The sequence below is a fragment of the Pseudomonas sp. PDM19 genome (assembly GCF_014852215.1).
Taxonomy (GTDB): domain Bacteria; phylum Pseudomonadota; class Gammaproteobacteria; order Pseudomonadales; family Pseudomonadaceae; genus Pseudomonas.
In genome coordinates, this window is the sequence record NZ_JACVBG010000004.1 from 453,464 (window position 1) to 476,947 (window position 23,484).

Consider the following 23,484-nt stretch of genomic DNA (forward strand, 5'->3'; position numbering starts at 1 on the left):
ACCCTGTGGCATTGACCATCCTCGGCCTGTCCGGCGCCGTAAGCCATGACCCTTCCGCCGCCCTGTACATCGACGGCAAGCTGGTCGCGGCCGTCGAAGAAGAGCGCTTCGTCCGCGACAAGCACGCGAAGAACCGCATGCCCTACGAGTCGGCCAAGTTCTGCCTGGAGCAGGCCGGGATCAAGCCGTCGGACGTTGACGTGGTGGCCATTCCCTTCGCCCCCATCAGCATCTTCGACAAGGCCCGCTGGCACTACGCCAAGCGCTACGCCTACGCACCGGACCGCGCGCTGGACGCCATCCTGCTCGGCAACCGCCGCTACAAGCGCTACTACAAGCGCATCGAGTGGTGCCTGCAGCAGCTGGGCTTCGACCTGAAGAAGACCAAGATCCAGCCGGTCGAGCACCACCTGGCCCACGCCTCCAGCGCCTACCACTGCTCGGGCTTCAAGGAGAAGACGGCGATCCTCGGGATCGACGGCAAGGGCGAGTACGCCACCACCTTCTTCGGCTACGGTGAGAACGGCAAGATCCACAAGATCAAGGAGTTCTACGATCCGGACTCCCTGGGCGGCCTGTACGGGGCGCTGACCGAGTACCTCGGCTTCGACATGCTCGACGGCGAGTTCAAGGTCATGGGCATGGCGCCTTACGGCGATGCCAGCAAGTACGATTTCTCCCGTCTGGCCAAGTTCGAGAACGGCGAGCTGATCATCAACACCGAGTACGCCAACGTCATCGGCTTCCGTCGCTACAAGGAAAAGGGCAAGGGCTACTACTTCTCGCCCAAGCTGATCGAGTGGCTCGGTCCGAAGCGTGAAGGCGACATCGCCGACGATCCGTATATCCACTACGCCGCCAGCATCCAGGCCCTGTTCGAGAAGCTGTCGCTGGAGATGATGGATTACTACCTGGGCGACATCATCCGCGAGACCGGCAAGATCGCCTTCGCCGGCGGCTGCGCGCTGAACGTCAAGCTCAACCAGAAGATCATCGCTCGCCCCGAGGTCAAGGAGCTGTACGTGCAGCCCGCGGCCAGCGACGCCGGCACCGCTGTTGGCGCCGCCGCGTACGTGTCCTGGGAACGTGGCGTGCCGGTCGAGAAGATGGAACACGTCTACCTCGGCCCGGAATACAGCAACGAAGACGTCATCGCCGCCTGCGCCCGCCACGAGGCCAAGCCGACCTGGCGCAAGATCGACAACCTGTCCGAACTGATCGCCAAGGTGCTGGTGGACGGCAACCCGGTGGCCTGGTTCCAGGGGCGCCTGGAGTTCGGCCCGCGCGCACTCGGTGGCCGTTCGATCATCGGCTGCCCGAGCGTTCCCGGCGTGGCTGACCGCATCAACGCGCAGATCAAGTTCCGCGAGCGCTGGAGGCCCTTCTGCCCGTCGATGCTCGATACCGTCGGCCCGCAGATGTTCAAGATCGACCATCCGGCGCCTTTCATGACCTTCACCTTCGAGGTCAACGAAGAGTGGAAGACCCGCGTGCCGGAAGTCGTCCATGAAGACGGTACCTCCCGTGCCCAGGTGCTCAAGCGCGAATTCAACCCGCGCTACTACGACATGATGAAGGAGCTGGAGCGGCTCACCGGTAACGGCGTGGCGCTCAACACCTCGCTGAACCGCCGTGGCGAGCCGATGGTGTGCTCGCCGACCGATGCCCTGAACATGTTCTACGGCTCGGACCTGCAGTACCTGATCATGCAGGACATCCTGGTGGTCAAGGATGGCGCGGAGCCCTATGACTCGCTCGGCTGAACCGCGCGTCCTGCAGTTCTGCCACGGCTATGACGGGCCGTTCCTCGACTGTGCCCGTCAGTACGCCAGCCTGTTCGCCGGCACCGGTTACCGGGTTACCACGGTGTTCCTCACCGGTGCGCCCGATCCGGAAGTCGTGGCCGGTTGCGCCAGCGACGAGGTGCTTTTCCTCGACTACAGCTCGCGGGACATCCGCGGGCTGAAGCTCAAGGCAATCCGCGACCTGCGCGAGATCGCCCGTTCCCGCGATTTCCGCTTCTGCATCGCGCACCGTTTCAAGCCGACCTGGATAGCCATGCTCGGCACCAGGCTGCCGATCATCGGTGTGCACCATGGCTTCGGTGACTTCCAGCGCCTGGGGCGCAAGCTGTTCGCGCGCTTCTTCGCCGAACGCCTGAGCCTGCTGGGCGTTTCCAACGCGGTGCGCGACGAAATCCGTGCCTGCCTGCCGGTCTGGCCGCAGGATCGCATCGAGACGCTGTACAACCGGGTCGACGTCGACGCCCTCAGGGACCAGCAGGTCGAGCGCTATCCGGCCCGCCAGCACCTGGGGCTGGCGGACAACGCCTGGGTGGTCGGCAACGTCGGTCGCCTGCATCCGGACAAGGACCAGGCCACCTTGCTGCGCGGCTTCGCCCGCGCTCTGCCGCGTCTGCCGCACAACAGCCTGCTGGCGATCCTCGGCAAGGGGCGGCTGGAGGAGGACCTCAAGGACCTCGCGCGCGAACTGGGCATCGCCGACCGCGTGCTGTTCCTCGGCCAGGTCCCGGACGCCAGGCGCTACTTCAAGGCGTTCGACGTATTCGCCCTGACTTCCGACCACGAGCCATTCGGCATGGTCCTGCTGGAAGCGATGGTGGCGGGTGTGCCGCTGATCTCGACTTCTGGCGGTGGTGCCGGGGAAATTGTCGAGGGGTTGGGCATTCTCTTCCCGCTGGGCGACGATGCCGCGCTGGCCGAAGGGCTGCGCCATCTGTCGGTGCTGGACCGCGAGCAGCGGGTGATGTGCGCGCAGCGGATGGAGCAGCGTCTGCAGACGCGCTTCTGCGATGAGGCGGTGCGCCGGGAGTTCTGGAGTCTGCCGCTGGTGAAGGCGTTACTCGCCCCATCCCGCTGACGGCCCTGCGTTTCTCCCTTCATTTTTACTGGCCTGGACGCTGGATGCGCCCTTGGGCGATTCATTGACGAGCGCGCGATTGCAAATGCTGGAACTCAAACAGGAAGGTGGTCGACGCTGGCTGGGCGATGGGAGCATGCAGGTTCCCCTGGCCGAGTTCGGGGAGTGCCGTGGGCGATACCAGGGGAGTGTGTTCCTGCTCGCTTCCGGACCTTCCGCCGGGGAGTTCCCGCTGGCGCGCTATGCGGACTGGCCGGTCATCGCGATGAACGGCTCCATCGTTCGCTGCGTCGACCAGAAGATCACGCCGTTCTTCTATATCTGCGATGACCCCGGGTTCGTGCGTGATCGCCCTGACCTCGCCTGTCTCGGCGCGCGCAGCGCCACGCACCTGGCAATGAGCCTGAACTGCTTCCAGGCGCTGCATCGTCATGACCCGGCCTTGCTGCCGGGCAGGGCGAATGTCTTTCTGCTGGAGAGGGTCAACCGCCGGCATGGCATGGCGGTGCTGTCGGATCGTTCCTATGCCTGGTCCGTCCGCCGTGATCCCGACCTGATCTGCGGGTTCTCGCTGTTGCGCAGGAAGACCAATCGGATCGGCTTCAGTCGCAACATGAGCAAGGGCTATTTCGGTGGGCGCACCATCCCCTACGCCGCGACGCAACTGGCCTGTCACCTGGGCTTCAGCCAGGTGTTCATCATCGGGATGGACCTGAACAAGAGTATCGGGCGCTTCTACGAAACAGGGACGGCTGCTCTGCCCAGCAGCCTCGACGAAGATTTCGAGGATTACATCCTGCCCAGCTTCCGGATCGTCGCCGAGAAGGTTTCGCCGCGTTTCCCGCTGAGGCTGTTCAATCTGTCGCCAGACAGTCGGTTGCCGGCCAGTGTGGTGCCAAAAGTCGAACCTACCCAACTCGATGCATTGCTCGAAGCAGAAATGGCAGCGACGGGTGGCAAACACCTGCGAGTGAGCTCGTGATGGCTCTGCCGCAACATCCGGCAGAGCTCCACGGTGGGTATCAAGACATTGGGGCTGTCGCGTTATTCGCTGGTGATCGGTGACGATTTGAGCCTTGGTGCGCACAGCTGCAACATCGCCGATGAACTCGAGATTGGCAGTGGTGTCACCATTGGGGCGATGCCGTTGGTCATCAAGGACCTCCCCGCGGGTTGCACCTATTACAACGTCCGTCAGAGCCAACTCCTGCTTCTGCATCCTGAGACGGCCATCGTCTTGACCGGGTTGTTCAGCGTCCCCTAATCTTCGCGGCGCATTGTCCTTGTCGCCGCTCTCCTTGTGGAGGGTGACGGGGCGGGGCGCATGGAAGCTGGGCGATTGCCGTATCCGGCCCAGGATGCACGTTAATTCGATTGCCCGCACTCTGCGATGCAAAAGGTGAGTCTTGAAAGTTCTGTTCCTGGTCCAGAAAGAACAACGCGCCATCCTCGATCGCCTGTACGACGGAATCGCCGAGCATTGCGAGTGTGACCTGCGCTGGCTGTCCAGTGACGAGCAGGCCAACCTGCGCCGTTACTTCCGTGAGCACGTGGATGTGTCGAAGTACGATCGCATCCTGTTCTTCCTGCGCTTCAAGAAGGAAATGCGCCAGGCAGCCTTCATCCGCAGCGTGCCCAACCTGGTCATTCTCGAGCACGACGCCTACCAGAACTATATTTCCTGCAAGTACACCGGGAAGTTCAGCGCGCATTATCGTCGCCTGCCCTGGGCGCGGGTGATCAGCTCGGGCTACATGGTCAGCGAGCGCCTGCGCCAGGAAGGCTTCGATGCGGTCTTCGTGCCCAAGGGCTATGACCAGAACCTGCTGCATGACCTGGGGCGGGAGCGGGATATCGAACTGGCCTTCGTCGGCAGCACCGGTAGCGTGGCCTACAGCGGCCGCAAGGCGCTGCTGGATGAACTGGGACGGGTGGAAAACCTGCTGGTGACCAAGACCAATTCGGGCGAGGACTACCTGAATACGCTCAACCGTATCCGCTTCTTCGTCAGTGCCGATGTTGGCATGGGCGAGTACATGATCAAGAATTTCGAGGCCATGGCCTGCGGCTGCGTGCTGCTGGCCTATGACCAGGGTGAGGCGGAGAATCGCGCGCTGGGGTTGCAGGACATGCACAACGTGGTGCTTTACCGCGATGTCGCCCAACTGCGCAGCAAACTGCAGCAGTTGCGGGATGACCCGCAGCGCGCGTCGCGCATTGCCGAGGCCGGCCGGATGCTGGCCGTGGAAGGTTTCGGGTTCAGCCAGATCGGGGCACGGATCGTCCAGGCCATGGCTGTCCCGCTGCGTGAGAGGCCGCAGCCCGGTATGCTGGAGCGCTGGCGACTGGCTTTGGGGTTCTGACCTGTGGCCACTATCTGCCGGTTATTGAGGTGTCTGTGGAAAACCCGCTGATTTCCGTGCTGGTGCCTTGCTATAACCGAGAGCGTTATATCGAAGAGACACTGCTGAGCATTCTTGGGCAGGACTATCCCAACTTCGAGTTGATCGTGGTGGATGACGGGTCCCAGGATCGTAGTGCGGAGAAGATCCAGGCGCTCCAGCAGGAGCATGGCTTCCAGTTCTACCGCCAGGCCAACCAGGGCGTCAGTGCCGCGCTCAACACGGCGTTGAGCCATGCGCGGGGCGAACTGGTGGCCACGCCGGACTCCGACGACATCATGATGCCGGGGCGTCTGCGCCTGCAGGCGAACTACCTGCGCGAGCACCCGGAGGTCGGTTGCCTCGGCGGGCGCGCCGTCTATATCGACGCCGACGGCAAACACCTGAAGGGCGGGCCGGGCAATGCCGTGCGCCAGTACAGCTTCGACGAGTTGCTGGGGCAGGCCATCGCCGTCGGCGCGACCGTCGCGATGTACCGGCGCGAGGCCATGGACCGGGTTGGCGGCTACGATCCGCAGATCCGTATCCAGGACTTCCAGATGACCCTGAAGATCGCCCACCTGGGCTACCGGGTCGAAGTCCTGCCGGAAGTAGTCAGCGGCTACCGCCGCCACGAAGGCAACCTGTCGCGGACGGCCTACAAGAACCAGCTGAATTATGATCGGATGGCGGTCGCTCCTTACCGTGACCACCCGGCGTACGGCGCTGGCATGACCTGTATCCTCAACAAGGCGCTCAAGCAATCCGTGGTCGGTGACAAGGGCTACGCCTGGTCGCTGCTCCTGCAGCTTCCGCCATGGCGGTGGAATCGCATCACCCTGCGGCGGATTCGCCATCTGCTGTTCAAGTTCGGGCGGGAATAAGACGTTTGCCGATGAAAGATGTAATTGCTTCCGCCTGGAAGTCCTGGTGCCCCACGGTGACCCCCACTGGCGTGTCGCAGCGCCGGGGAAGCCGGATAGCCGAGGCGATGCTGGGCATTGGCGTGCTGTGGAGCATCGCCGGGGTGATGCTGACACCCAGCATGAAGTTCTATTTCCAGATGGTCGCGCTGTTCGTCTACCTGCCATCGTTGTGGTTGTGCATCACCCGCCGGCAGGAGCTCGGCCACCTGCTTCGGGCTCACCGGGAGTTGTGGCTTCTGCTGGCGCTGTTCGGCTGGGCGGTGCTTTCTCTGCTGTGGTCCAAGACGGGCAAGCCGGCGGGCAACCTCAAGAGTGTTTCGTTGTTCATGCTGTTCATCTTCGGCTGGGTGCTCTGGGCCCGCGCGGATGAGCGTCGGCTGCGCCTGACGATGCTGTCGCTGGCTCTGGTGGTCGGCCTCTACAGCGTGGCGGCGCTCCTGTTTGCCCCTGCTTATGGGATGGGGCGCCTGAACGGGTTTGGCGGCTTCCTGGATAACCCCAACGCGGCGGCTTACTCGATCGCCTTCGTCACGGTGTTGTGCGTGCCGTTGCTGCCGCGCCGCGGCTGGTCGCAACTGCCCTGGGTACTCCTGCTGGCCGCATCGCTGATCTACGTGGTGCTCTGCGGAAGCCGGGGGGCATTGCTGGCGCTGATGGTTACCGCCATCTTCAGCTTGAGTCTGGTGCCGGGCCGGATCGCCAAGCTGCTGCCTCTGTTGCTTCTGGTCGGTGGCGCAACGCTGGTTGTCGTCGAGCCGGGGCTTATGGAACGCGGCGACGCCGAGCGTTTCGAGCTGCTGCGCAATGCCTGGCCGCAGATCCAGCAGCATTTCTGGTTCGGCGTTGGGCTGGGGGGCGATTATTCGGTGACCAGCGGGCGTTCCGTATACGAGAACGGGGCGCACAACTTCCCCGTGCACACGGCGATCCAGTATGGCGTGCCAGCCTTGCTGGCGTTCCTGGTGCTGTGGGGCACGATTGGCTACAACGCCTGGCGAAGCCGCTCGCGGGCGCTGGGCCTGTCGGTGATGCTGCTGTGGGTGTTCTCCAGCGTCGCCATGCAGTTCGATGTGTTCAGCCTGTGGGAGCGCACGCGCGCAATGTGGCTGATGCCCTGGGTGGTGATCCTGCTGGGGCTCAGCCTGGAGCGCTGGCCTCAGGTGCGGCCGGCGGTCATGGAGCCGAACTGAGGAACTGTCTCAGCTCGGCCAGCGGCCAGCGTACCGGGCTGTGGGAAAGGTAGGCTTGTGAAAGGCTGTCGGTATTGCCGGCCAGCAGCCACTGGCGATCCTGGGGATAGCGCAGCATGTGGGCGAAGTTGCGTTTGCGCTGCTGGCGCGACAGTGCCCGGCGCTGCTTCTTCATGTCCGCGAGGTCGATCAGGCCCAGGGTGCCTTCGGGGGTCTTCACCACGTTGCCCAGGTGCAGTGAGCGGAAGTACACGCCCTGGTCATGCAGCCCGGCGATCAGTTCGCCCAGTTGCGCCGCCAGTTGCGTGTCCGCCTCGCCGGCTTCGATCACCTGGCGCAGCGTGTCGCCTGGCAGGGGGCGGTAGTGCACCGCGTCGCGGGCGATATCGGCAATGCGGTACACCGCGATGATCTGCGGGCAGGGCACAGCCAGGCGCTGCAGCGTCTGGGTGTTGTCGGCGAAACGCTGCGCATAGGGATAGAGCGCCGCCGAGGAAATCAGCCGCTTGCGTCGGAACAGTTTCAGGAAGTTGCCATCGGCCAGGCGCAGGACCTTGTCGCCATGCTTGTCGGCTTCCAGCACCTGGGCGCCGGCGCGCAGCGCTTCGTAGGCGGAGAGAGCGAGGTCTTGCATAACGGGTCCCTGAATCGATAGCCGGCTATAGTAGCCCAGCCGCCGGGCAAACGAGAGCGCTGTGTTATAATCGCCGACCTTTTAAGCGTGCGATTCCTACATGTCCGGTAAAGAACCCCAGGCTCCTTCGAGCCTGAAGATCTACTTCCGACTGCTGTCCTATGTGCGTCCGTACATCGGGATGTTCCTGCTCAGCATCATCGGTTTCCTGATCTTCGCCGCGACCCAGCCGATGCTGGCGGGCATCCTCAAGTATTTCGTCGATGGCCTGGCCCATCCGGATGCCAAGCTGTTCCCCAACTCCTCCGTGGCCTGGCTCCGTGACCTGTCGCTGCTCTACGCAGTGCCGCTGCTGGTGGTGCTGATCGCCGTCTGGCAAGGCGTCGGCTCCTTCCTTGGCAACTACTTCATCGCCAAGGTTTCCCTGGGGCTGGTGCAGGACCTGCGTATCGCGCTGTTCAACAACCTGCTGACCCTGCCCAACCGCTATTTCGACAGCAACAACTCCGGCCACCTGATCTCGCGCATCACCTTCAACGTGACCATGGTCACCGGCGCCGCCACCGACGCCATCAAGGTGGTGATCCGCGAAGGCATGACTGTGGTTTTCCTGTTCCTCTCGCTGCTGTGGATGAACTGGAAACTGACCCTGGTGATGCTGGCGATCCTGCCGATCATCGCGGTGATGGTGACGACCGCCAGCCGCAAGTTCCGCAAGCAGAGCAAGAAGATCCAGGTGGCCATGGGCGATGTGACCCATGTGTCGTCCGAGACCATCCAGGGCTATCGCGTGGTTCGCAGCTTCGGCGGCGAGCCCTATGAGCGCGCACGCTTCCGCCACGTGACCAACGAGAACACCAGCAAGAACCTGCGCATGAACAAGACCTCGGCGATCTACACGCCGATGCTGCAGCTGGTGATCTACAGCGCCATGGCGGTGCTGCTGTACCTCGTGCTGCTGCTGCGTGGCGATGCCACCGTAGGCGACCTGGTGGCCTACATCTCCATGGCCGGCCTGCTGCCCAAGCCGATCCGCCAGCTGTCCGAAGTCAGCTCGACCATCCAGAAGGGCGTGGCCGGCGCGGAAAGCATCTTCGAGCAGCTCGACGAGCAGCCCGAGGTGGACAACGGCACAGTCGAGCGTGAACGCGTACAGGGCCGCCTCGAAGTGAAGAACCTCAGCTTCACCTACCCGGGCACCCAGAAGACGGTCCTCAACGATCTGAACTTCAGCGTCGAGCCAGGCCAGATGGTGGCGCTGGTCGGCCGCTCCGGCAGCGGCAAGTCGACCCTGGCCAACCTGATCCCGCGCTTCTACGACCACAGCGACGGGCAGATCCTGCTCGACGGTACCGATGTCGAAGACTACAAACTGAGCAACCTGCGCCGGCACATCGCGCTGGTGACCCAGCAGGTCAACCTCTTCAACGACAGCGTGCTCAACAACATCGCCTACGGCGACCTCGCCAGCAAACCGCGCGAGGCCGTTGAGAAGGCTGCCGACGACGCCTTCGCCCGCGAGTTCATCGACCGCCTGCCCGAAGGTTTCGAGACCGAGGTCGGCGAGAACGGCGTGATGCTTTCCGGTGGCCAGCGCCAGCGCCTGGCGATTGCCCGCGCGCTGCTCAAGGACGCTCCGGTGCTGATCCTCGACGAGGCCACCTCGGCGCTGGACACCGAGTCCGAGCGGCACATCCAGGCCGCCCTGGAGAAGGTCATGGAAGGCCGCACCACCCTGGTCATCGCCCACCGCCTGAGCACCATCGAGGCGGCGGACCTGATCCTGGTGATGGACCAGGGCCACATCGTCGAGCGTGGCACCCACGACCAGCTGATCGCCCAGAACGGCTACTACGCCCGCCTGCACGCCCGCCAGTTCGCCGACGACCCGGTCGGTGGCAGCGAAGAAGCGCCCGTCGAGCAGCCGGTATGATGCAGGTGCGGAATCCCCTGGCATGCTGAACCGTCTGCGAGTCTTCCGCGAACGCGGCTGGACGCCCATCGCGGCGGCCGACTATGCCGCCGCCTGGCAGCGCTTCGGCGGCAGCGTCGCCACCCATCCGGATGTGGTTGAGCGTCTCGCCCATCTGGCCGGCATTCCGGTGCGTTACCTGGGCTGGTTCGAGGGCGATGAACTGCGCGCCGCCGTGCCGACCTGGGGGCGCAGCCTGGCGTTGTCCAAGGATGTGCTCAAGCGCGAGGGCAAGAAGGCGCTGTTCGACCTGGGCAACGCCGAGATCATCCTGCCCATCGCCGAAGGTGCGCGCATCGAGCTGCGCCATCAGGTGCGCTATCTCTCCGAGCTCAACCGCGAGCAGGTCAGCGACGCCCGCGAGCAGCCCGAGCAACTGGCGATGAACCGCGCGCCGGCCGACTTCTCGAAGAAATTCCGCTACAACCAGCGCCGCGAACAGCGCCTGCTGGAAGAGGCGGGCGGCGTGCTGCAGCCGATGAGCGAGCTGAGCTCCGACGAGCAGGCGAGCATCTATGCCGACCTGTTCCAGCGTCGCTGGGAGTTCGAAGTGCCGGGCAAGGCACGGCTGGCCGAAGTCTTCGGCCTGATGCGCGACTTCATGCGGGGTTCGCTGGTGCGCCTGGACGGCGAGCCGGTGGCGATCCAGATTCTCTACCGGGTCGAAGCGCCCAGATGGGTCAGCGTCGAGTACATCAACGGCGGCGTCGCTCCGGAGAACCGCGAGTTCAGCCCCGGTAGCGTGCTCAGCTTCGTCAATACGCAAGAGGCCTGGGCCGAGGCCGAGGCGCTGGGCAAGCCGCTGCGCTATTCCTTCGGCCGCGCCGACCGCGAGTACAAGGACCGCTGGTGCCACCGCGTGCCGGTGTTCCAGGTCTGACGCCCCGCCCGCGACAGCGGGCTTGATGGAGAGTCGCCATGAGCGCCCGCAAGCAGCACCTGCTCAAACAGCACCGCCGCAAGAAGCGCGCGGTCCTGCTCGTCGCCCTGCTGGCGCTGATCCTGCTGGGCATCTTCGCGCCCTGGTGGAGCGTGCCGCTGGCCGTGTTGCTCGGCTGGGTCGCCCATGAAGCGTGGTTCGCCGATCACCTGTTCTATTCGCCGCGCGACGACTACCGCTACGACTTCCCCGAGGGCTCCATCGCCCTGCCGGTATCCCTCGGCCCGCACGGCCTGCACGTCGCCACCGGTGCGCTGCCGGCGGGCGAGGAGACGCTGGTGCTGGAGATCGAGGTCAAAGCCTCGCTGCTCGGCCGCTGGCTCGACCCGCAGGTGCTGATCGAAGGCGTCGAGCCCGATCGCCAGGACTTCGAGCGTGGCGTCAGCGGCAAGCGCTACATCAACCTCTCCGGCCAGGGCGAAGCACTGCGTTCCGGGCATCTGCGCATCCGCAGCCGCCATTGCCGACTGGCGCAGCAGGGCGTGCTGCACGCCTTCGACAATCCGGACTACGCCCGACAGCGCCTGCTGATCATCGCGCCCCACGCGGACGATGCCGAACTGGCCGCCTTCGGCCAGTACAGCCGTTGCCCGGAAGCCTGGATCGTCACCCTGACGCAAGGCGAGATCGAGGCCGAACACTACCAGCGTCTCGGGCTGGGCAAGGCCGAGGCCGCCCGGCTCAAGGGCCGCCTGCGCACCTGGGACAGCATTGCCGCACCGCTCTGGGGTGGCGTGCCGGCCGAGCGCTGCGTGCAACTGGGCTACTACTGCCTGCAATTGCCGGCCATGGCCGCCGAGCCGAGCCAGGCGTTCGCCTCGCGGGAGTCCGGCGAGATCGACATCCGCAGCGTGCGCGGCTTCAACCCCTTCGCGCTGCCGGGTGACAGCGACGGCGCACCGACCTGGCTCAACCTGGTGGCCGACCTCACCGCGCTGATCGAGCACATCCGCCCGGAAGTGATCCTCACCGCGCACCCGGAACTGGACCCCCACGCCGACCACGTTCACGCCACCCAGGCGACGCTGGAGGCGATTTCGCGCAGCAGCTGGAAACCGCAGACGCTGCTGCTCTACGCCAACCACCTGCACGACAACGACCGCTGGCCCATGGGCCCGGCCGACGGTGGCATTGCCCTGCCGCCTTGTATCGAGGCATTGCCGGCCGACCCGCTGTGGAGCCCGGTGCTGGACGCCGCGACCCGCATCGACAAGGCTCAGGCCCTGGCCCTGCAGCACGACCTGCAGACTCCGCTCACCGGCAAGAAACGCCTGCGCCGGCTGATCCAGCGCGTGCTCGCCGGCCGTCGGTGGCCGGCCACTGGTGACGACGAGTTCTTCCGCAAGGCGGTGCGTCGCCACGAGCTGTTCTGGGTTCGCAAAGTCCCCTAGGCATTGCCGTGACCGCCCGGTGTTCGGCGCAAGTCGCACTGGGCGGCTATGGTATTATCCGCGGCGATTTCGACCTGCGGAGTTCCCATGAAATTGACCATGCCCCGATTCGATCAGGCCCCCGTGCTGGTGGTAGGCGACGTGATGCTCGACCGCTACTGGCACGGCGCGACCTCGCGCATCTCGCCCGAGGCGCCGGTGCCCGTGGTGCGGGTCGAGCAGCATGAGGACCGCCCCGGCGGCGCCGCCAACGTCGCGCTGAACCTTGCCGCCCTCGGTGCCCCGGCTTTCCTGGTCGGCGTCACCGGCGTCGACGAAGCGGCCGACAGCCTGAGCGACAGCCTGCAGGCAGTGGGCGTGACCACCCGCTTCCAGCGCATCGCCGGCCAGCCGACCATCGTCAAGCTGCGGGTCATGAGCCGCCACCAGCAACTGCTGCGCGTGGACTTCGAGGAAGCCTTCCGTACCGACGCCGTGGCCCTGTCCGCCGACGTCGAGGCGCTGCTGGACCAGGTTCGCGTGCTGGTGCTCTCCGACTACGGCAAGGGTGCGCTGAAGAACCACCAGCAACTGATCCAGGCTGCCCGCCAGCGCGGCATCCCGGTGCTGGCCGATCCCAAGGGCAAGGACTTCGCCATCTACCGTGGCGCCAGCCTGATCACTCCGAACCTCTCCGAATTCGAAGCCATCGTCGGTCGCTGCACGGATGAGGCCGATCTGGTCGCCAAGGGCCAGAAACTGATGACCGAGCTGGAGCTCGGCGCGCTGCTGGTCACCCGCGGCGAACACGGCATGACCCTGCTGCGCCCGGGCCACAGCGCCCTGCACCTGCCGGCCCGTGCCCGCGAAGTGTTCGACGTCACTGGCGCCGGCGACACGGTGATTTCCACGCTGGCCGGCGCCATCGCCGCCGGTGAAGACCTGCCGCAGGCCGTGGCCCTGGCCAACCTCGCGGCCGGTATCGTCGTCGGCAAGCTCGGCACCGCCGCCATCAGCGCCCCGGAACTGCGCCGCGCCGTGCAGCGCGAGCAGGGCTCCGAGCGTGGCGTACTGAGCCTCGAGCAACTGCTGCTGGCCATCGAGGACGCCCGCGCCCATGGCGAGAAGATCGTCTTCACCAATGGCTGCTTCGACATCCTCCATGCCGGCCACGTGACCTACCTGGAGCAGGCGCGCGCGCAGGGCGACCGCCTGATCGTTGCCACCAACGACGACGCCTCGGTGACCCGCCTGAAAGGCCCGGGCCGCCCGATCAACAGCGTCGACCGTCGCATGGCCGTGCTTGCGGGCCTCGGCGCCGTAGATTGGGTTGTCAGCTTTGCCGAGGACACCCCCGAGCGCCTGCTCACCGAAGTCCGCCCGGACGTGCTGGTGAAGGGCGGCGACTACGGCGTCGAGCAGGTGGTCGGTGCCGACATCGTCAAGGCCTACGGCGGCGAAGTGCGCGTGCTGGGTCTGGTGGAGAACAGCTCCACCACCGCCATCGTCGAGAAGATTCGTCACCAGGGCTGATCTCGTTCACGACTGCGTGGGGCGCCGGCCTTGCCGGCGTTCGCGGGCATGGCCCGCTCCTACAGGTGTGCACCAACCGGCCGTCAGGCCGGTTTTTCTTTGACCGCTCTGCCAGTCACCGGCGGCAAAGCGGTCATGGTCCCTGCGGCATTTTGCAGCGCATGATCGGGGCATCCACCCTCCGCGGAGCGAGATGCCATGACCACCGACGTGCAGGGCCGCGCCCTGGCCGTGCTGAACCGTGTCGCCCAGGCCGACTGGCCGGACCGACTGAAGCTGCGCAAGCCCTTTGAAAGACTCCTCTACAGCGGCAGCCGCACCGGCTTCCGGCTGGCCAGCGAACGTGCCGCCAAACAGCCCAAGACCCCACGCAAGGCCGACCCGGACGGGCTGTTCGACCTGTCCCTGTCCGACGAGCAGCAGATGCTTGTGGAGATGCTCGAAGGCTTCGCCGCCGAAGTGCTGCGCCCGGCCGCCCATGGGGCCGACGCCAAGGCCAGCCTGAGCCTGGAGTTGCTTGCCCAGGCGCAGGAACTGGGCCTGACCCATTACGGCGTCAGCGAGGTGCACGGCGGCATGGCCGGCGAGCGCACCGTGGTGACCAACGCGCTGATCGCCGAGTCCCTTGCCCGTGGCGACCTGAGCCTGGCTGCTGCGCTGCTGGTGCCGCTGTCGGCGGCCAACTGCATTCGCCGCTGGGCTTCGCCGCAACAACAGGCGCGCTGGCTGCCGGCGTTCGTTGGCGAAGAGGCCGCGCCGCTGATCGCCATCGCGGTGAACGAACCGCAGTTGCTGGCCGATCCGCTGCGCTTGTCCACCAAGGCGCGCAAGCGGGGTTCGAGCTACACGCTGACCGGCGAAAAATGCCTGGTCGTGCGCGGCGTGGATGCGCAGAAGCTGATCGTGGCGGCGGATGCCGGCGACGGCCCGGCGCTGTTCCTCATCGACACCCGCGCCAAGGGCGTCGAAGTGCGTGCCGAACCGGCTATGGGCCTGAAGGCCACCGGCACCGCGCGAGTTCGCTTGAAGGGCGTGAAGGTCCCGGCCGAGCAGCGGCTGGCGGCGGAGCGCTTCGACTACCAGGCCTTCCTCGATCACACCGCGCTGGCCTGGTGTGCGCTGGCCGTGGGCACCGGGCAGGCCGCGCTGGACTACGTGATCACCTACTGCAATGAGCGCGAGGCCTTCGGTGAACCGATCAGCCATCGCCAGGGCGTGGCCTTCATGGTCGCCGACATCGCTGTCGAGCTGGATGCCATGCGCCTGATGGTCTGGCGCGCCTGCGCACTGGCTGAGCGCGGCCAGGCGTTCCACCGCGAGGCTTACCTCGCGAAGCTGCTCTGCGCCGAGAAGGCGATGAAGATCGGCACCGACGCGGTGCAACTGCTCGGCGGCCACGGTTTCACCCAGGAACACCCGGCCGAGCGCTGGTACCGCGACCTGCGCGCCGTCAGCCTGATGGCTGGCGGCCTGCACCTGTAAGGAGCTTTGCATGTACCTCGAGACGCCGAAGAAATTCCGCACCTTGCAGAACCAGGCCCGCCAGGTGGCAGAGAACTACCTGCGACCGATCTCACGCAAGTATGACAAGGCCGAGCACGCCTACCCCAAGGAGCTGGACCTGCTGGCCGCGCTGCTGGACGGCATGAACGCCGGCTCGCCGGACGCCGTCGGCGCCACCTCGGCCAGCAAGCGCAAGGCCGGGGCGGAGGAGGGCGTGAAGAACGGCGGCAACCTGTCCGCCTGCCTGGGCGTGATGGAGATGTGCTGGGGCGACACCGGCCTGCTGCTGGCCATGCCGCGCCAGGGGCTGGGCAACGCCGCCATCGCTGCGGTGGCCAACGAGGAGCAGCTCAAGCGCTTCTCCGGGACCTGGGCGGCCATGGCCATCACCGAGCCGGGCTGCGGCTCGGACTCGGCGGCGATCCGCACCACCGCCACCCGCGATGGTGATGACTACCTGCTCAACGGCGAGAAGATCTTCGTCACTTCCGGCGCCCGCGCCGACGCGGTGGTGGTCTGGGCGACCCTGGACAAGAGCCTCGGCCGCGCGGCGATCAAGTCCTTCGTGGTGGAGAAGGGTACGCCGGGCATGACCGTCACCCGCCTGGAGAAGAAGCTCGGCATCAAGGCATCGGACACCGCGTCCATCAGCTTCAGCGACTGCCGGGTGCCGGCCGCCAACCTGCTGGGTAACGCCGAGATCGACGTGCAGAAAGGTTTTGCCGGGGTGATGGAAACATTCGACAACACCCGTCCGCTGGTGGCTGCCATGGCCATCGGCGTGGCCAAGGCCTCGCTGGATCGCACCCGCGAGCTGCTGAAGAAGGCCGGTTGCCGCTTCGACTATCGCCAGCCGCTGCTCAGCGCCAGCCACGCCGAGGCGACGCTATATCGCCTGGAAGCAGAATGGGAGGCCGCACGCCTGTTGACCCTGAAGGCCGCCTGGATGGCTGACAACCGCCTGCCCAACTCCAGGGAGGCTTCCATCGCGAAGGCCAAGGCCGGGCGAGTGGCCAACGAGGTGACGCTTAAATGCGTCGAGCTGGCCGGCGCGCTGGGCTACGGGGAAGAGGAGTTGCTGGAGAAGTGGGCGCGGGATTCGAAGATCCTCGACATCTTCGAGGGCACCCAGCAGATCCAGTTATTGATCGTGGCGCGGCGGCTGCTGGGCAAGAGTTCCAGTCAGTTGAAGTGAACGGTCTTCGACCGCTGCTACTGGATATCTCTGCGCTCGGATCGGCCCTCACCCTAACCCTCTCCCAGGAGGAGAGGGGACCGTTCGGTGCAGGATCAAACCGTGGCGTCAGCCGGTATGGACAGCTCCCTCTCCCTCTGGGAGAGGGCAGGGGTGAGGGAATGCCCAGGCACACTATTTCCTGAATCAGACAGTTGCTCCTACAAAAGCGACTTCTCCTGTAGGAGCGGGCCATGCCCGCGAACCGGCCGTCAGGTCGGAGTGATCATGTCGGCGGAATCAGGCCGTGCGCCGCCCGCTGCCGGCATTGCCGGCGGCGGGCGGCCACTGCTCCATCCATTCGCGGAAGCGGATGCGTTCCTCGCGCACCAGCCAGCCATCCTGCTCGGCGAAACTCTCCGACAGCCAAAGGCCGCGAGTGCTGGCCTTGCACAGCTCGCCCTTGCTCAGGGTAAGCAGCTCGCCGGTCGGCTGCCCATGCTCCAGCGGCAGCAGGTAGATATCCGGGCGACGGCGGTCCAGCCGCGCCACCAGCGGGCCGCTTTCGAGTTTCTCGTCGACGTGGAACAGGCTCACCTCGCGGGCATCCTTGGGCAGCTCCATGCGCAGGTCATAAACCAACTGCAGTGAGGCCGTCGGCAGGTGCACATAGGCCTGCGGGCGCTCCAGCAAGCGCAGCGCACCGGCCTGAACCGGGCGCGAGGCGCCGGATAGCGGGGTCAGGGAGAAGTGGCTGGTTTCGCGGTAGCGCAGGATGCCCTCGTAGGGCGTCGGCAGCCAGGTGTCGCCGAAGCGCCCGCCCAGCCAGCCGTCGGCGGTTTCCACCAGGCATTCCTCGGCGACTTCCTGGATCGCGGTGAGCAGCGGCAGGTTCAATTCGTGGGCCGGCACGTAGCCGGAAATCAGCTTGAGCACCGTGTCACCACGGTCCAGGCGGCGCTGGCGCACCAGGATCCAGTGGTCGCGTCCCTGGTAGTTCAGGGTCAGGCGCACCGAAACGCCGAGGTTGGCCAGTTCAGTGACGAAGCGCTCGGTCTCGTTGATCTCGATGGGGCGGCGTTTTTCCAGGACCTGGGCGAAGTTCAGGGGCTTGCCGAGGGTCTGGTAGATGAGACCTTCCGGGCTGGCTTCCACCAGCAGCGGCAGGGTCTTGAAGGCGGTCGGGTCCTTGCGGGCGAGCGTACGGGGCATAGGGTCTTCCTTCTCGTACAGGGCGTCGTACAGGGCGCCGGGTTGCGCTGACGGATCCTCTTCCAGTGATAACTGGCAGGCGACGCCGACGCGAACGCTGACCGTCTGCTGGGGACGGTCCGGCCGATCGTTCAATTACGGGGTCGCTACAACCTAGACAGCCTGACACCGCTCCTGGTGTCATCGAAAATCCAAAGGATTTCCGGATTTTTCCCTGAAAGGCTTGGCGATTCCGAGGCTTTTGCGTGGGAATCGCTGGTTGGCGACAGTTTCTGTGCCCGCGGTTTTCGCCGGGGGAGTTGGAGCATGGCACAGGAATGCGTAATCCACATGACCGCCGATCAGCGGTCGAGGACCTCGGCGGCAATGTCCACGTTGTGCGCGAGATGCAGTGGATTGATGGTGCCGACGATGGCGCTGGCGACGCCGGGATGGCCCAGCACCAGTTCGAAGCTGGCGCGCACCGGGTCGACGCCGGGGGCGAGGGTGGCGTGGCCGCTGGCCAGGGCCTTCTTGATCAGGATGCCGCGGCCATGGGCCTGGGCATGGTCGATCACCGGCTTTTCCGCCTGCTCGTTGAGGTTGTAGGTGACCATCGCGCAGTCACCGCGCTCCAGGGCCAGCAGGCCGCCGTCGGCAGTCTTGCCGGAGAAGCCGAAGCCGCGGATCAGCCCTTCGTCCTTCAGGCGCTCAAGGGTCGCGTAGACCTCGGTGCCGCGCAGGATGTCCAGGTCATTGCCGTCGGAATGCACCAGCACCAGGTCGATGTAGTCGGTCTCCAGACGCTGCAGGCTGCGTTCCACCGAGCGGCGCGTGTGGGCGGCGCTGAAGTCGAACTGCGACTGGCCGCCGACGAATTCCTCGCCGGTCTTGCTGACGATCACCCACTGGTGGCGCTGGCCGCGCAGCAGCGGGCCGAGGCGCTCTTCGCTGCGGCCGTAGGCCGGCGCGGTGTCGATCAGGTTGATGCCCAGTTCGCGGGCCAGTGCGATCAGGTCGGCGGCCTCGCGGTCATCGGGGATGCGGAAGCCTTCGGGGTACTTCACGCCCTGGTCGCGGCCGAGCTTCACGGTACCCAGGCCCAGTGGCGAGACGTTCAGGCCGGTGCTGCCCAGCGGGCGATGCAGGTGATGCAGGGTCTTCATCCGAGCAGTTCCTCCCATACCGGGCGGGCCATGGCCGGGCGCGGCAGGTCCGGCAGGGCGGCGTTGGCCTGCGGGCGGATGCCGCTTTTCTCCAGCGACTCCAGTACGCGGTCGGCGAAGTTCGGCGCCAGGGCCAGCTTGGTCGGCCAGCCGACCAGCAGGGCGCCGTCCTCGGCGAGGAAGGCGCTGTCCGGGCGCAGCAGGTTGTTCTGCGAGGGTTCGGCGCGGTCCACGCGCAGGGTCGCCCAGCGAGCGGCGGAGAGGTCGATCCACGGCACCAGCTTGTGCAGCTCGCGCTGCGCCTCGGCGATCTGCTCGGCCTCGTTGCGCGCCACGCCACCGGCTTCGGCGATGTCGCCGCCCAGGTACCAGACCCAGTCGCCATTGCTCAGCGGGTGGGTGGTGACAGTGACGCGCGGTTTTGGCCCGCCGCCGAGGCAGTGGGCGTACAGCGGCTTCAGGGTGGGTGCGGTGACCAGCACCATGTGCAGCGGGCGACGCTGCATCTCCGGGCGCTCCAGGCCCAGCTCGCGCAGCAGCGCCTCGTTGCCGGCGCCGGCGCTGAGCACGACGCGCTGGGCGCGGATTTCGCGGCCGTCCACACGCAGGCCTGCCAGCTTGTCGCCGTCGCGCAGGGCTTCGATGCGTTCGCCGGCCAGCAGGCTGTCACCGGCCAGTTCGGCGAGGCGGGCGACCAGGCTGGGCACGTCCAGTACCAGTTCGGTGAGGCGGTAGGCCTTGCCCTTGAAGGCCTTGTCCTGCAGGGCTGGCGGCAGGTCGCTGCCCTTCACCTGGGCTACGCGGCTGCGCACTGCCTTGCTGGCGAAGAAGCTGGTGAGGTTGCCGGCCAGGCCGCCGGGCGACCACAGGTAATGGGCGTCGGAGAGCAGGCGCACGCCGCGCAGGTCTACCTCGCCGGTGCCGGCCAGGCAATCGCGCCATAGCGCCGGCATGTCGGCGATGGCTTCGGAGGCGCCAGTCAGCGCGCCGTGCAGGGCGTACTTGGTGCCGCCATGGATGATCCCCTGCGAGCGCATGCTCTGCACGCCGCCCAGCGCAGTGTTCTCCACCAGCACGCTGGAAAAGCCGGCGCGCCGCAGGCGGGCATTGAGCCAGAGACCGGCGATGCCGCCGCCGACGATAAGGATGTCGGTGCTCAGGGATTCGGACATGAAAGCGCCTCGAGGGAAAAACGAAGCGCGCAGTATAACCCGATAGCGCGCGGCGACAGGCCGCGCACCATGGCCTCATCAGTGACCGGCGTTGCCGGAGAACAGCTGGATCACCACCACGCCGCTGACGATCAGGCCCATGCCGAGCAGGGCGGCGGTATCGAGCTTCTGCTGGTAGAGCACCAGCGCCGCGATGCTGACCAGCACGATGCCCAGGCCCGCCCAGATGGCGTAGGCGATGCCGACCGGAATGCTGCGCACCACCAGGGTGAGCATCCAGAAGGAAATGGCGTAGCCGACGATCACCAGCACCAGCGGCAGGGGCGTGGAGAAGCCCTTCACTGATTTCAGCGAAGCGGTGGCGATGACTTCGGCGACGATGGCGATGGCGAGGTAGAGATAGCCGGGCATGGTGGGTGCTCCCCGGAACGACACGCCGCTCGGTATGAGCGACACGCAGCTGACGTTCGAATCTGCCGGGCATTCTAGTCCCCCGGATGATGGGATAAAGTCATTACCTATCTGGATTGGAGATAGGTGGCGACGATGCAGTGGAACCTGGACCAGTTGCGACTCTTCGTCAGCGTCGCCGATCAGTCGTCCTTCTCGGCGGCGGCGCGGCAGCTGCAGCGCGTACAGTCGGCGGTGAGTTCGTCCATCGCGCTGCTGGAGAGCGACCTGGGTGTCACCCTGTTCGAACGCAGCAGCGGCCGCCAGCCGGTGCTGACCGGCGAGGGCAGGGCGCTGCTGGATGAAGCCCGCGAAGTGCTGCGCCAGTGCGAGCGCCTGGAGAGCCGGGCGCTGGCGCTGGTGCGCGGTACCGAGCCGTTGCTGCGCCTCGCGCAGGACGAGGCGATGCCCTACCAGCCGGTGCTTTCCGGGCTGCAGGCGCTGGCGCAGGAATTCCCTACCCTGGAGGTGCAGCTGGCCAGCGGCGCCCAGGGCGACGTGGCGCGCAAGCTGCTGGAGCGCCGCGCCGACCTCGGCCTGCTGTTTCATCATGAGGGCATGCCCGAGCAACTGGAGCGGCAGCGGCTGGGCACCATCGAAATGGTCACCGTGTGCGGCGCCGGGCATGAGCTGGCCAGGCTGGACTACGCCGACCGCCGTGAGCTGGCGCGGCATCGCCAGTTGCTGATGGCCCCGCAGGACAGCCACTACCCCGGCGGCGAGCAGATCAGCCCGCTGGTCTGGCGCGCCGACAGCTTCTACGCCATGGCCGAACTGCTGATGCGCGACCTCGGCTGGGCCTGGCTGCCGACCCACGTGGCGCAGTACCCGGCTTACCAGCCGCTGCTGGTGGAACTGGCCAGCGACTGGACGCCACCACCGCTGGTGGTGGAGCTGGTCTGGCGCCGCGACGAGCCGCTGGGGCCGGCGGCGCAGTGGTTGGGCGAGTGCTTTGCCGAGCACCTCGCTTCGCCGGTCTGAAGAGCTTTTCGTAGGGCGGATAACCTGGAGCAGGTTATCCGCCGGCTCTTGCTCGGCGGATAACGCTGGCGCGTTATGCGCCCCACGACTGGCGCGGCTCTGATGGATTCTGCGGCGGGGGATGAGGGGAATTTGCTACTCTCCGCCGCCATGAACCGGACCCTCTATACCCTGCTGTTCCACCTGGGCCTGCCGCTGGTTGCGCTGCGCCTGTTCCTGCGCTCGCGCAAGGCGCCGGCCTATGCCCAGCGCGTCGGCGAGCGCTTCGCCCTCGGCCTGCCGGCGCTCAAGCCCGGCGGCATCTGGGTGCATGCGGTGTCGGTGGGCGAGAGCATCGCCGCTGCGCCGATGATCCGCGCGCTGATGCAGCGCCACCCTGGCCTGCCGATCACCGTCACCTGCATGACGCCCACCGGCTCCGAGCGCATCCGCGCGCTGTTCGGCGACCAGGTGCAGCACTGCTACCTGCCCTACGATTTGCCCTGGGCGGCGGCGCGCTTCCTCGACCGTGCGCAGCCGGTGCTGGGCGTGATCATGGAAACCGAGCTGTGGCCAAACCATATCCACCAGTGCGCCAAGCGCGGTATTCCGGTGGCTCTGGCCAATGCGCGGCTGTCTGAGCGCTCTGCGCGCGGTTATGCGCGCTTCGCCGGGCTGACCCGGCCGATGCTGGAAGAGATGAGCTGGATCGCCGTGCAGACCGAGACCGAAGCCGAACGCTTCCGCCAGCTTGGTGCGCGCCCGGACTGCGTGAGCGTGACCGGTTCGATCAAGTTCGACCTGACCATCGATCCCGAGCTGCTGGCGCGCGCCAGTGACCTGCGCGGCCAGTGGCAGGCGCAGCAGCGGCCGGTCTGGATTGCCGCCAGCACCCATGCCGGGGAAGACGAAATCATCCTCGCTGCGCACCGCCAGCTGCTGGAGAAACACCCGGACGCATTGCTGATCCTGGTGCCGCGTCACCCGGAACGCTTCAACCCGATGTTCGAGCTGTGCAGCCGCGAAGGCTTGCGCACCCTGCGCCGCTCCATCGGTGAGCAGGTCACGGCGGACACCCAGGTGCTGCTGGGCGACACCATGGGCGAGCTGCTGTTCCTCTATGCGCTGGCCGATGTCGCCTTCGTCGGCGGCAGCCTGGTGCCCAATGGCGGACATAACCTGCTGGAGCCGGCGGCGCTGGGCAAGCCGGTACTGTCCGGCCCGCACCTGTTCAACTTCCTGGAAATCGCTGCGCAACTGCGCGAAGTCGGCGCGCTGCGCGAAGTGGTCGATGCGCCTTCGCTGGCCGTCGCCGTAGCGGCCCTGTGGGACGAGCCGACTTCGGCTGAGCGCATGGCCGAAGCGGGATTGGGCGTGATGAAGGCCAACCAGGGGGCGCTGGGGCGGTTGCTGGATGGCCTCGGGCGACTGATCAGAAAGTCGGCGGCGTAATCACCCAGAGCACCACGGCATCCACATCGCCGGGGTTGCCGTAGCGGTGTGGCTCCTGGCTGGAATAGCTGAAGCTGTCGCCTTCGTTGAGCACGAAATGCCGCTCGCCCACCCAGAGCTCGAAGGTGCCGCTGAGCAGGTAGCCGGCTTCCTCGCCGTCGTGGCTGTAGCTCTGCTGGCTGTAGGTGCCGGGCGGAAACTTCGAGTGGAGGATTTCCAGCTGGCGGCTGGGCTGCGGGCTGAGCAGTTCGTCGACGATGCCGTCTTCGTAATGCACGCTGGTGCGGGCGTTGCGCCGTACCACGTAGCCGGCGTCGGCCGGGTCGACCTGCACTTCGCTGGCGAAGAACCACTGGATGGTCACCCCCAGGCTGCGGGCGATGTTGAACAGCGCCGGGATCGATGGGTAGGCCAGGTTGCGTTCCAGCTGGCTGATGTAGCCGGCGGTCAGCCCGCTCTGCTCGGCCAGCTCCGCCAGCGTCATGCCGCGCCGCTTGCGCAGGCCGCGGATGCGGGTGCCGAGGAACTGCGCTTCGGCGTTGGCGGGGGCTTCCTGCGGGGCTTTGCGGCTCATGCGGCGGTGGTCCTGG

At 66.2% G+C, this 23,484-nt stretch carries 21 protein-coding genes; 15 read left to right on the forward strand and 6 right to left on the reverse strand.

Features of this window, described 5'->3' with window-relative positions; translation table 11 throughout:
* Positions 1–5: 5 nt before the first annotated feature.
* The 7 genes from IB273_RS24290 to IB273_RS24320 all read left to right on the forward strand — a co-directional run bounded on the left by IB273_RS24290 (position 6) and on the right by IB273_RS24320 (position 7,377).
* The gene (locus tag IB273_RS24290; RefSeq protein ID WP_138213989.1) at positions 6–1,763 is read left to right on the forward strand and encodes a carbamoyltransferase; all 1,758 of its coding nucleotides are present in this window, start codon (positions 6–8) and stop codon (positions 1,761–1,763) included.
* The gene (locus tag IB273_RS24295) at positions 1,747–2,880 is read left to right on the forward strand and encodes a glycosyltransferase (protein WP_192225206.1); all 1,134 of its coding nucleotides are present in this window, start codon (positions 1,747–1,749) and stop codon (positions 2,878–2,880) included. Before IB273_RS24290 ends, IB273_RS24295 begins: the two co-directional genes overlap by 17 nt.
* Before the next feature lie 85 nt (positions 2,881–2,965).
* The gene (locus IB273_RS24300; RefSeq protein ID WP_192225207.1) at positions 2,966–3,862 is read left to right on the forward strand and encodes a lipopolysaccharide core biosynthesis protein; all 897 of its coding nucleotides are present in this window, start codon (positions 2,966–2,968) and stop codon (positions 3,860–3,862) included.
* A 33-nt stretch (positions 3,863–3,895) separates the two neighbouring features.
* On the forward strand, positions 3,896–4,144 hold the full coding sequence (locus tag IB273_RS24305) for a hypothetical protein (protein ID WP_081515479.1): 249 nt from the start codon (positions 3,896–3,898) through the stop codon (positions 4,142–4,144).
* Positions 4,145–4,286: 142 nt separating this feature from the next.
* Positions 4,287–5,243, forward strand: a complete 957-nt coding sequence (locus tag IB273_RS24310; RefSeq protein ID WP_192225208.1) for a glycosyltransferase — start codon at positions 4,287–4,289, stop codon at positions 5,241–5,243.
* A gap of 35 nt (positions 5,244–5,278) precedes the next feature.
* A complete protein-coding gene (locus tag IB273_RS24315) occupies positions 5,279–6,145 on the forward strand; it encodes a glycosyltransferase family 2 protein (RefSeq protein WP_151189752.1) in 867 nt (288 codons plus the stop codon).
* 11 nt (positions 6,146–6,156) lie between these two features.
* A complete protein-coding gene (locus tag IB273_RS24320) occupies positions 6,157–7,377 on the forward strand; it encodes an O-antigen ligase family protein (protein ID WP_225610268.1) in 1,221 nt (406 codons plus the stop codon).
* On the opposite strand, the gene IB273_RS24325 is transcribed toward IB273_RS24320, so the two are convergent.
* A complete protein-coding gene (locus IB273_RS24325) occupies positions 7,361–8,011 on the reverse strand; it encodes a lipopolysaccharide kinase InaA family protein (RefSeq protein WP_192225209.1) in 651 nt (216 codons plus the stop codon). The genes IB273_RS24320 and IB273_RS24325 overlap by 17 nt on opposite strands.
* Positions 8,012–8,111: 100 nt before the next feature.
* Between IB273_RS24325 and msbA the strand changes: the two genes are divergently transcribed.
* The 6 genes from msbA (at position 8,112) to IB273_RS24355 (ending at position 16,524) form a co-directional block, all read left to right on the forward strand.
* Positions 8,112–9,944, forward strand: a complete 1,833-nt coding sequence (gene msbA, locus IB273_RS24330; RefSeq protein ID WP_081515484.1) for a lipid A export permease/ATP-binding protein MsbA — start codon at positions 8,112–8,114, stop codon at positions 9,942–9,944.
* Between the two features lie 22 nt (positions 9,945–9,966).
* Positions 9,967–10,863 (forward strand): GNAT family N-acetyltransferase, encoded by an 897-nt coding sequence (locus IB273_RS24335; RefSeq protein WP_192225210.1) that lies wholly within the window; start codon positions 9,967–9,969, stop codon positions 10,861–10,863.
* A 38-nt stretch (positions 10,864–10,901) separates the two neighbouring features.
* Entirely contained in the window at positions 10,902–12,314 is a 1,413-nt protein-coding gene (locus tag IB273_RS24340; RefSeq protein ID WP_192225211.1) for a PIG-L deacetylase family protein, read from the forward strand.
* An 87-nt stretch (positions 12,315–12,401) separates the two neighbouring features.
* Positions 12,402–13,826, forward strand: a complete 1,425-nt coding sequence (gene hldE / locus IB273_RS24345; protein ID WP_081515487.1) for a bifunctional D-glycero-beta-D-manno-heptose-7-phosphate kinase/D-glycero-beta-D-manno-heptose 1-phosphate adenylyltransferase HldE — start codon at positions 12,402–12,404, stop codon at positions 13,824–13,826.
* 198 nt (positions 13,827–14,024) lie between these two features.
* The gene (locus IB273_RS24350) at positions 14,025–15,308 is read left to right on the forward strand and encodes an acyl-CoA dehydrogenase family protein (RefSeq protein ID WP_192225212.1); all 1,284 of its coding nucleotides are present in this window, start codon (positions 14,025–14,027) and stop codon (positions 15,306–15,308) included.
* Between the two features lie 10 nt (positions 15,309–15,318).
* Positions 15,319–16,524 (forward strand): acyl-CoA dehydrogenase family protein, encoded by a 1,206-nt coding sequence (locus IB273_RS24355; RefSeq protein ID WP_081515489.1) that lies wholly within the window; start codon positions 15,319–15,321, stop codon positions 16,522–16,524.
* Between the two features lie 279 nt (positions 16,525–16,803).
* Here the strand turns inward: IB273_RS24355 and IB273_RS24360 are convergent, their stop codons facing one another.
* From IB273_RS24360 to IB273_RS24375, 4 genes are all read right to left on the reverse strand, one after another.
* Positions 16,804–17,715 carry a metal ABC transporter ATPase gene (locus IB273_RS24360; RefSeq protein ID WP_081515490.1) on the reverse strand — a complete coding sequence of 304 codons (912 nt, stop codon included), beginning with the start codon at positions 17,713–17,715 and terminating at the stop codon, positions 16,804–16,806.
* Positions 17,716–18,056: 341 nt separating this feature from the next.
* The gene (locus IB273_RS24365) at positions 18,057–18,860 is read right to left on the reverse strand and encodes an aldo/keto reductase (protein ID WP_192225213.1); all 804 of its coding nucleotides are present in this window, start codon (positions 18,858–18,860) and stop codon (positions 18,057–18,059) included.
* The gene (locus tag IB273_RS24370; protein ID WP_081515492.1) at positions 18,857–20,032 is read right to left on the reverse strand and encodes an NAD(P)/FAD-dependent oxidoreductase; all 1,176 of its coding nucleotides are present in this window, start codon (positions 20,030–20,032) and stop codon (positions 18,857–18,859) included. Before IB273_RS24370 ends, IB273_RS24365 begins: the two co-directional genes overlap by 4 nt.
* A gap of 78 nt (positions 20,033–20,110) precedes the next feature.
* Positions 20,111–20,443 carry a DMT family transporter gene (locus IB273_RS24375; RefSeq protein ID WP_151188513.1) on the reverse strand — a complete coding sequence of 111 codons (333 nt, stop codon included), beginning with the start codon at positions 20,441–20,443 and terminating at the stop codon, positions 20,111–20,113.
* 135 nt (positions 20,444–20,578) lie between these two features.
* Here IB273_RS24375 and IB273_RS24380 point away from each other — a divergent pair, with 135 nt between their 5' ends.
* Entirely contained in the window at positions 20,579–21,463 is an 885-nt protein-coding gene (locus IB273_RS24380) for a LysR family transcriptional regulator (RefSeq protein WP_081515494.1), read from the forward strand.
* A 150-nt stretch (positions 21,464–21,613) separates the two neighbouring features.
* Positions 21,614–22,894, forward strand: a complete 1,281-nt coding sequence (gene waaA, locus IB273_RS24385) for a lipid IV(A) 3-deoxy-D-manno-octulosonic acid transferase (protein WP_192225398.1) — start codon at positions 21,614–21,616, stop codon at positions 22,892–22,894.
* Here the strand turns inward: waaA and IB273_RS24390 are convergent.
* Positions 22,875–23,468, reverse strand: a complete 594-nt coding sequence (locus tag IB273_RS24390) for a helix-turn-helix domain-containing protein (RefSeq protein ID WP_192225214.1) — start codon at positions 23,466–23,468, stop codon at positions 22,875–22,877. The two genes, waaA and IB273_RS24390, sit on opposite strands and share 20 nt — an antisense overlap.
* Positions 23,469–23,484: the final 16 nt, after the last annotated feature.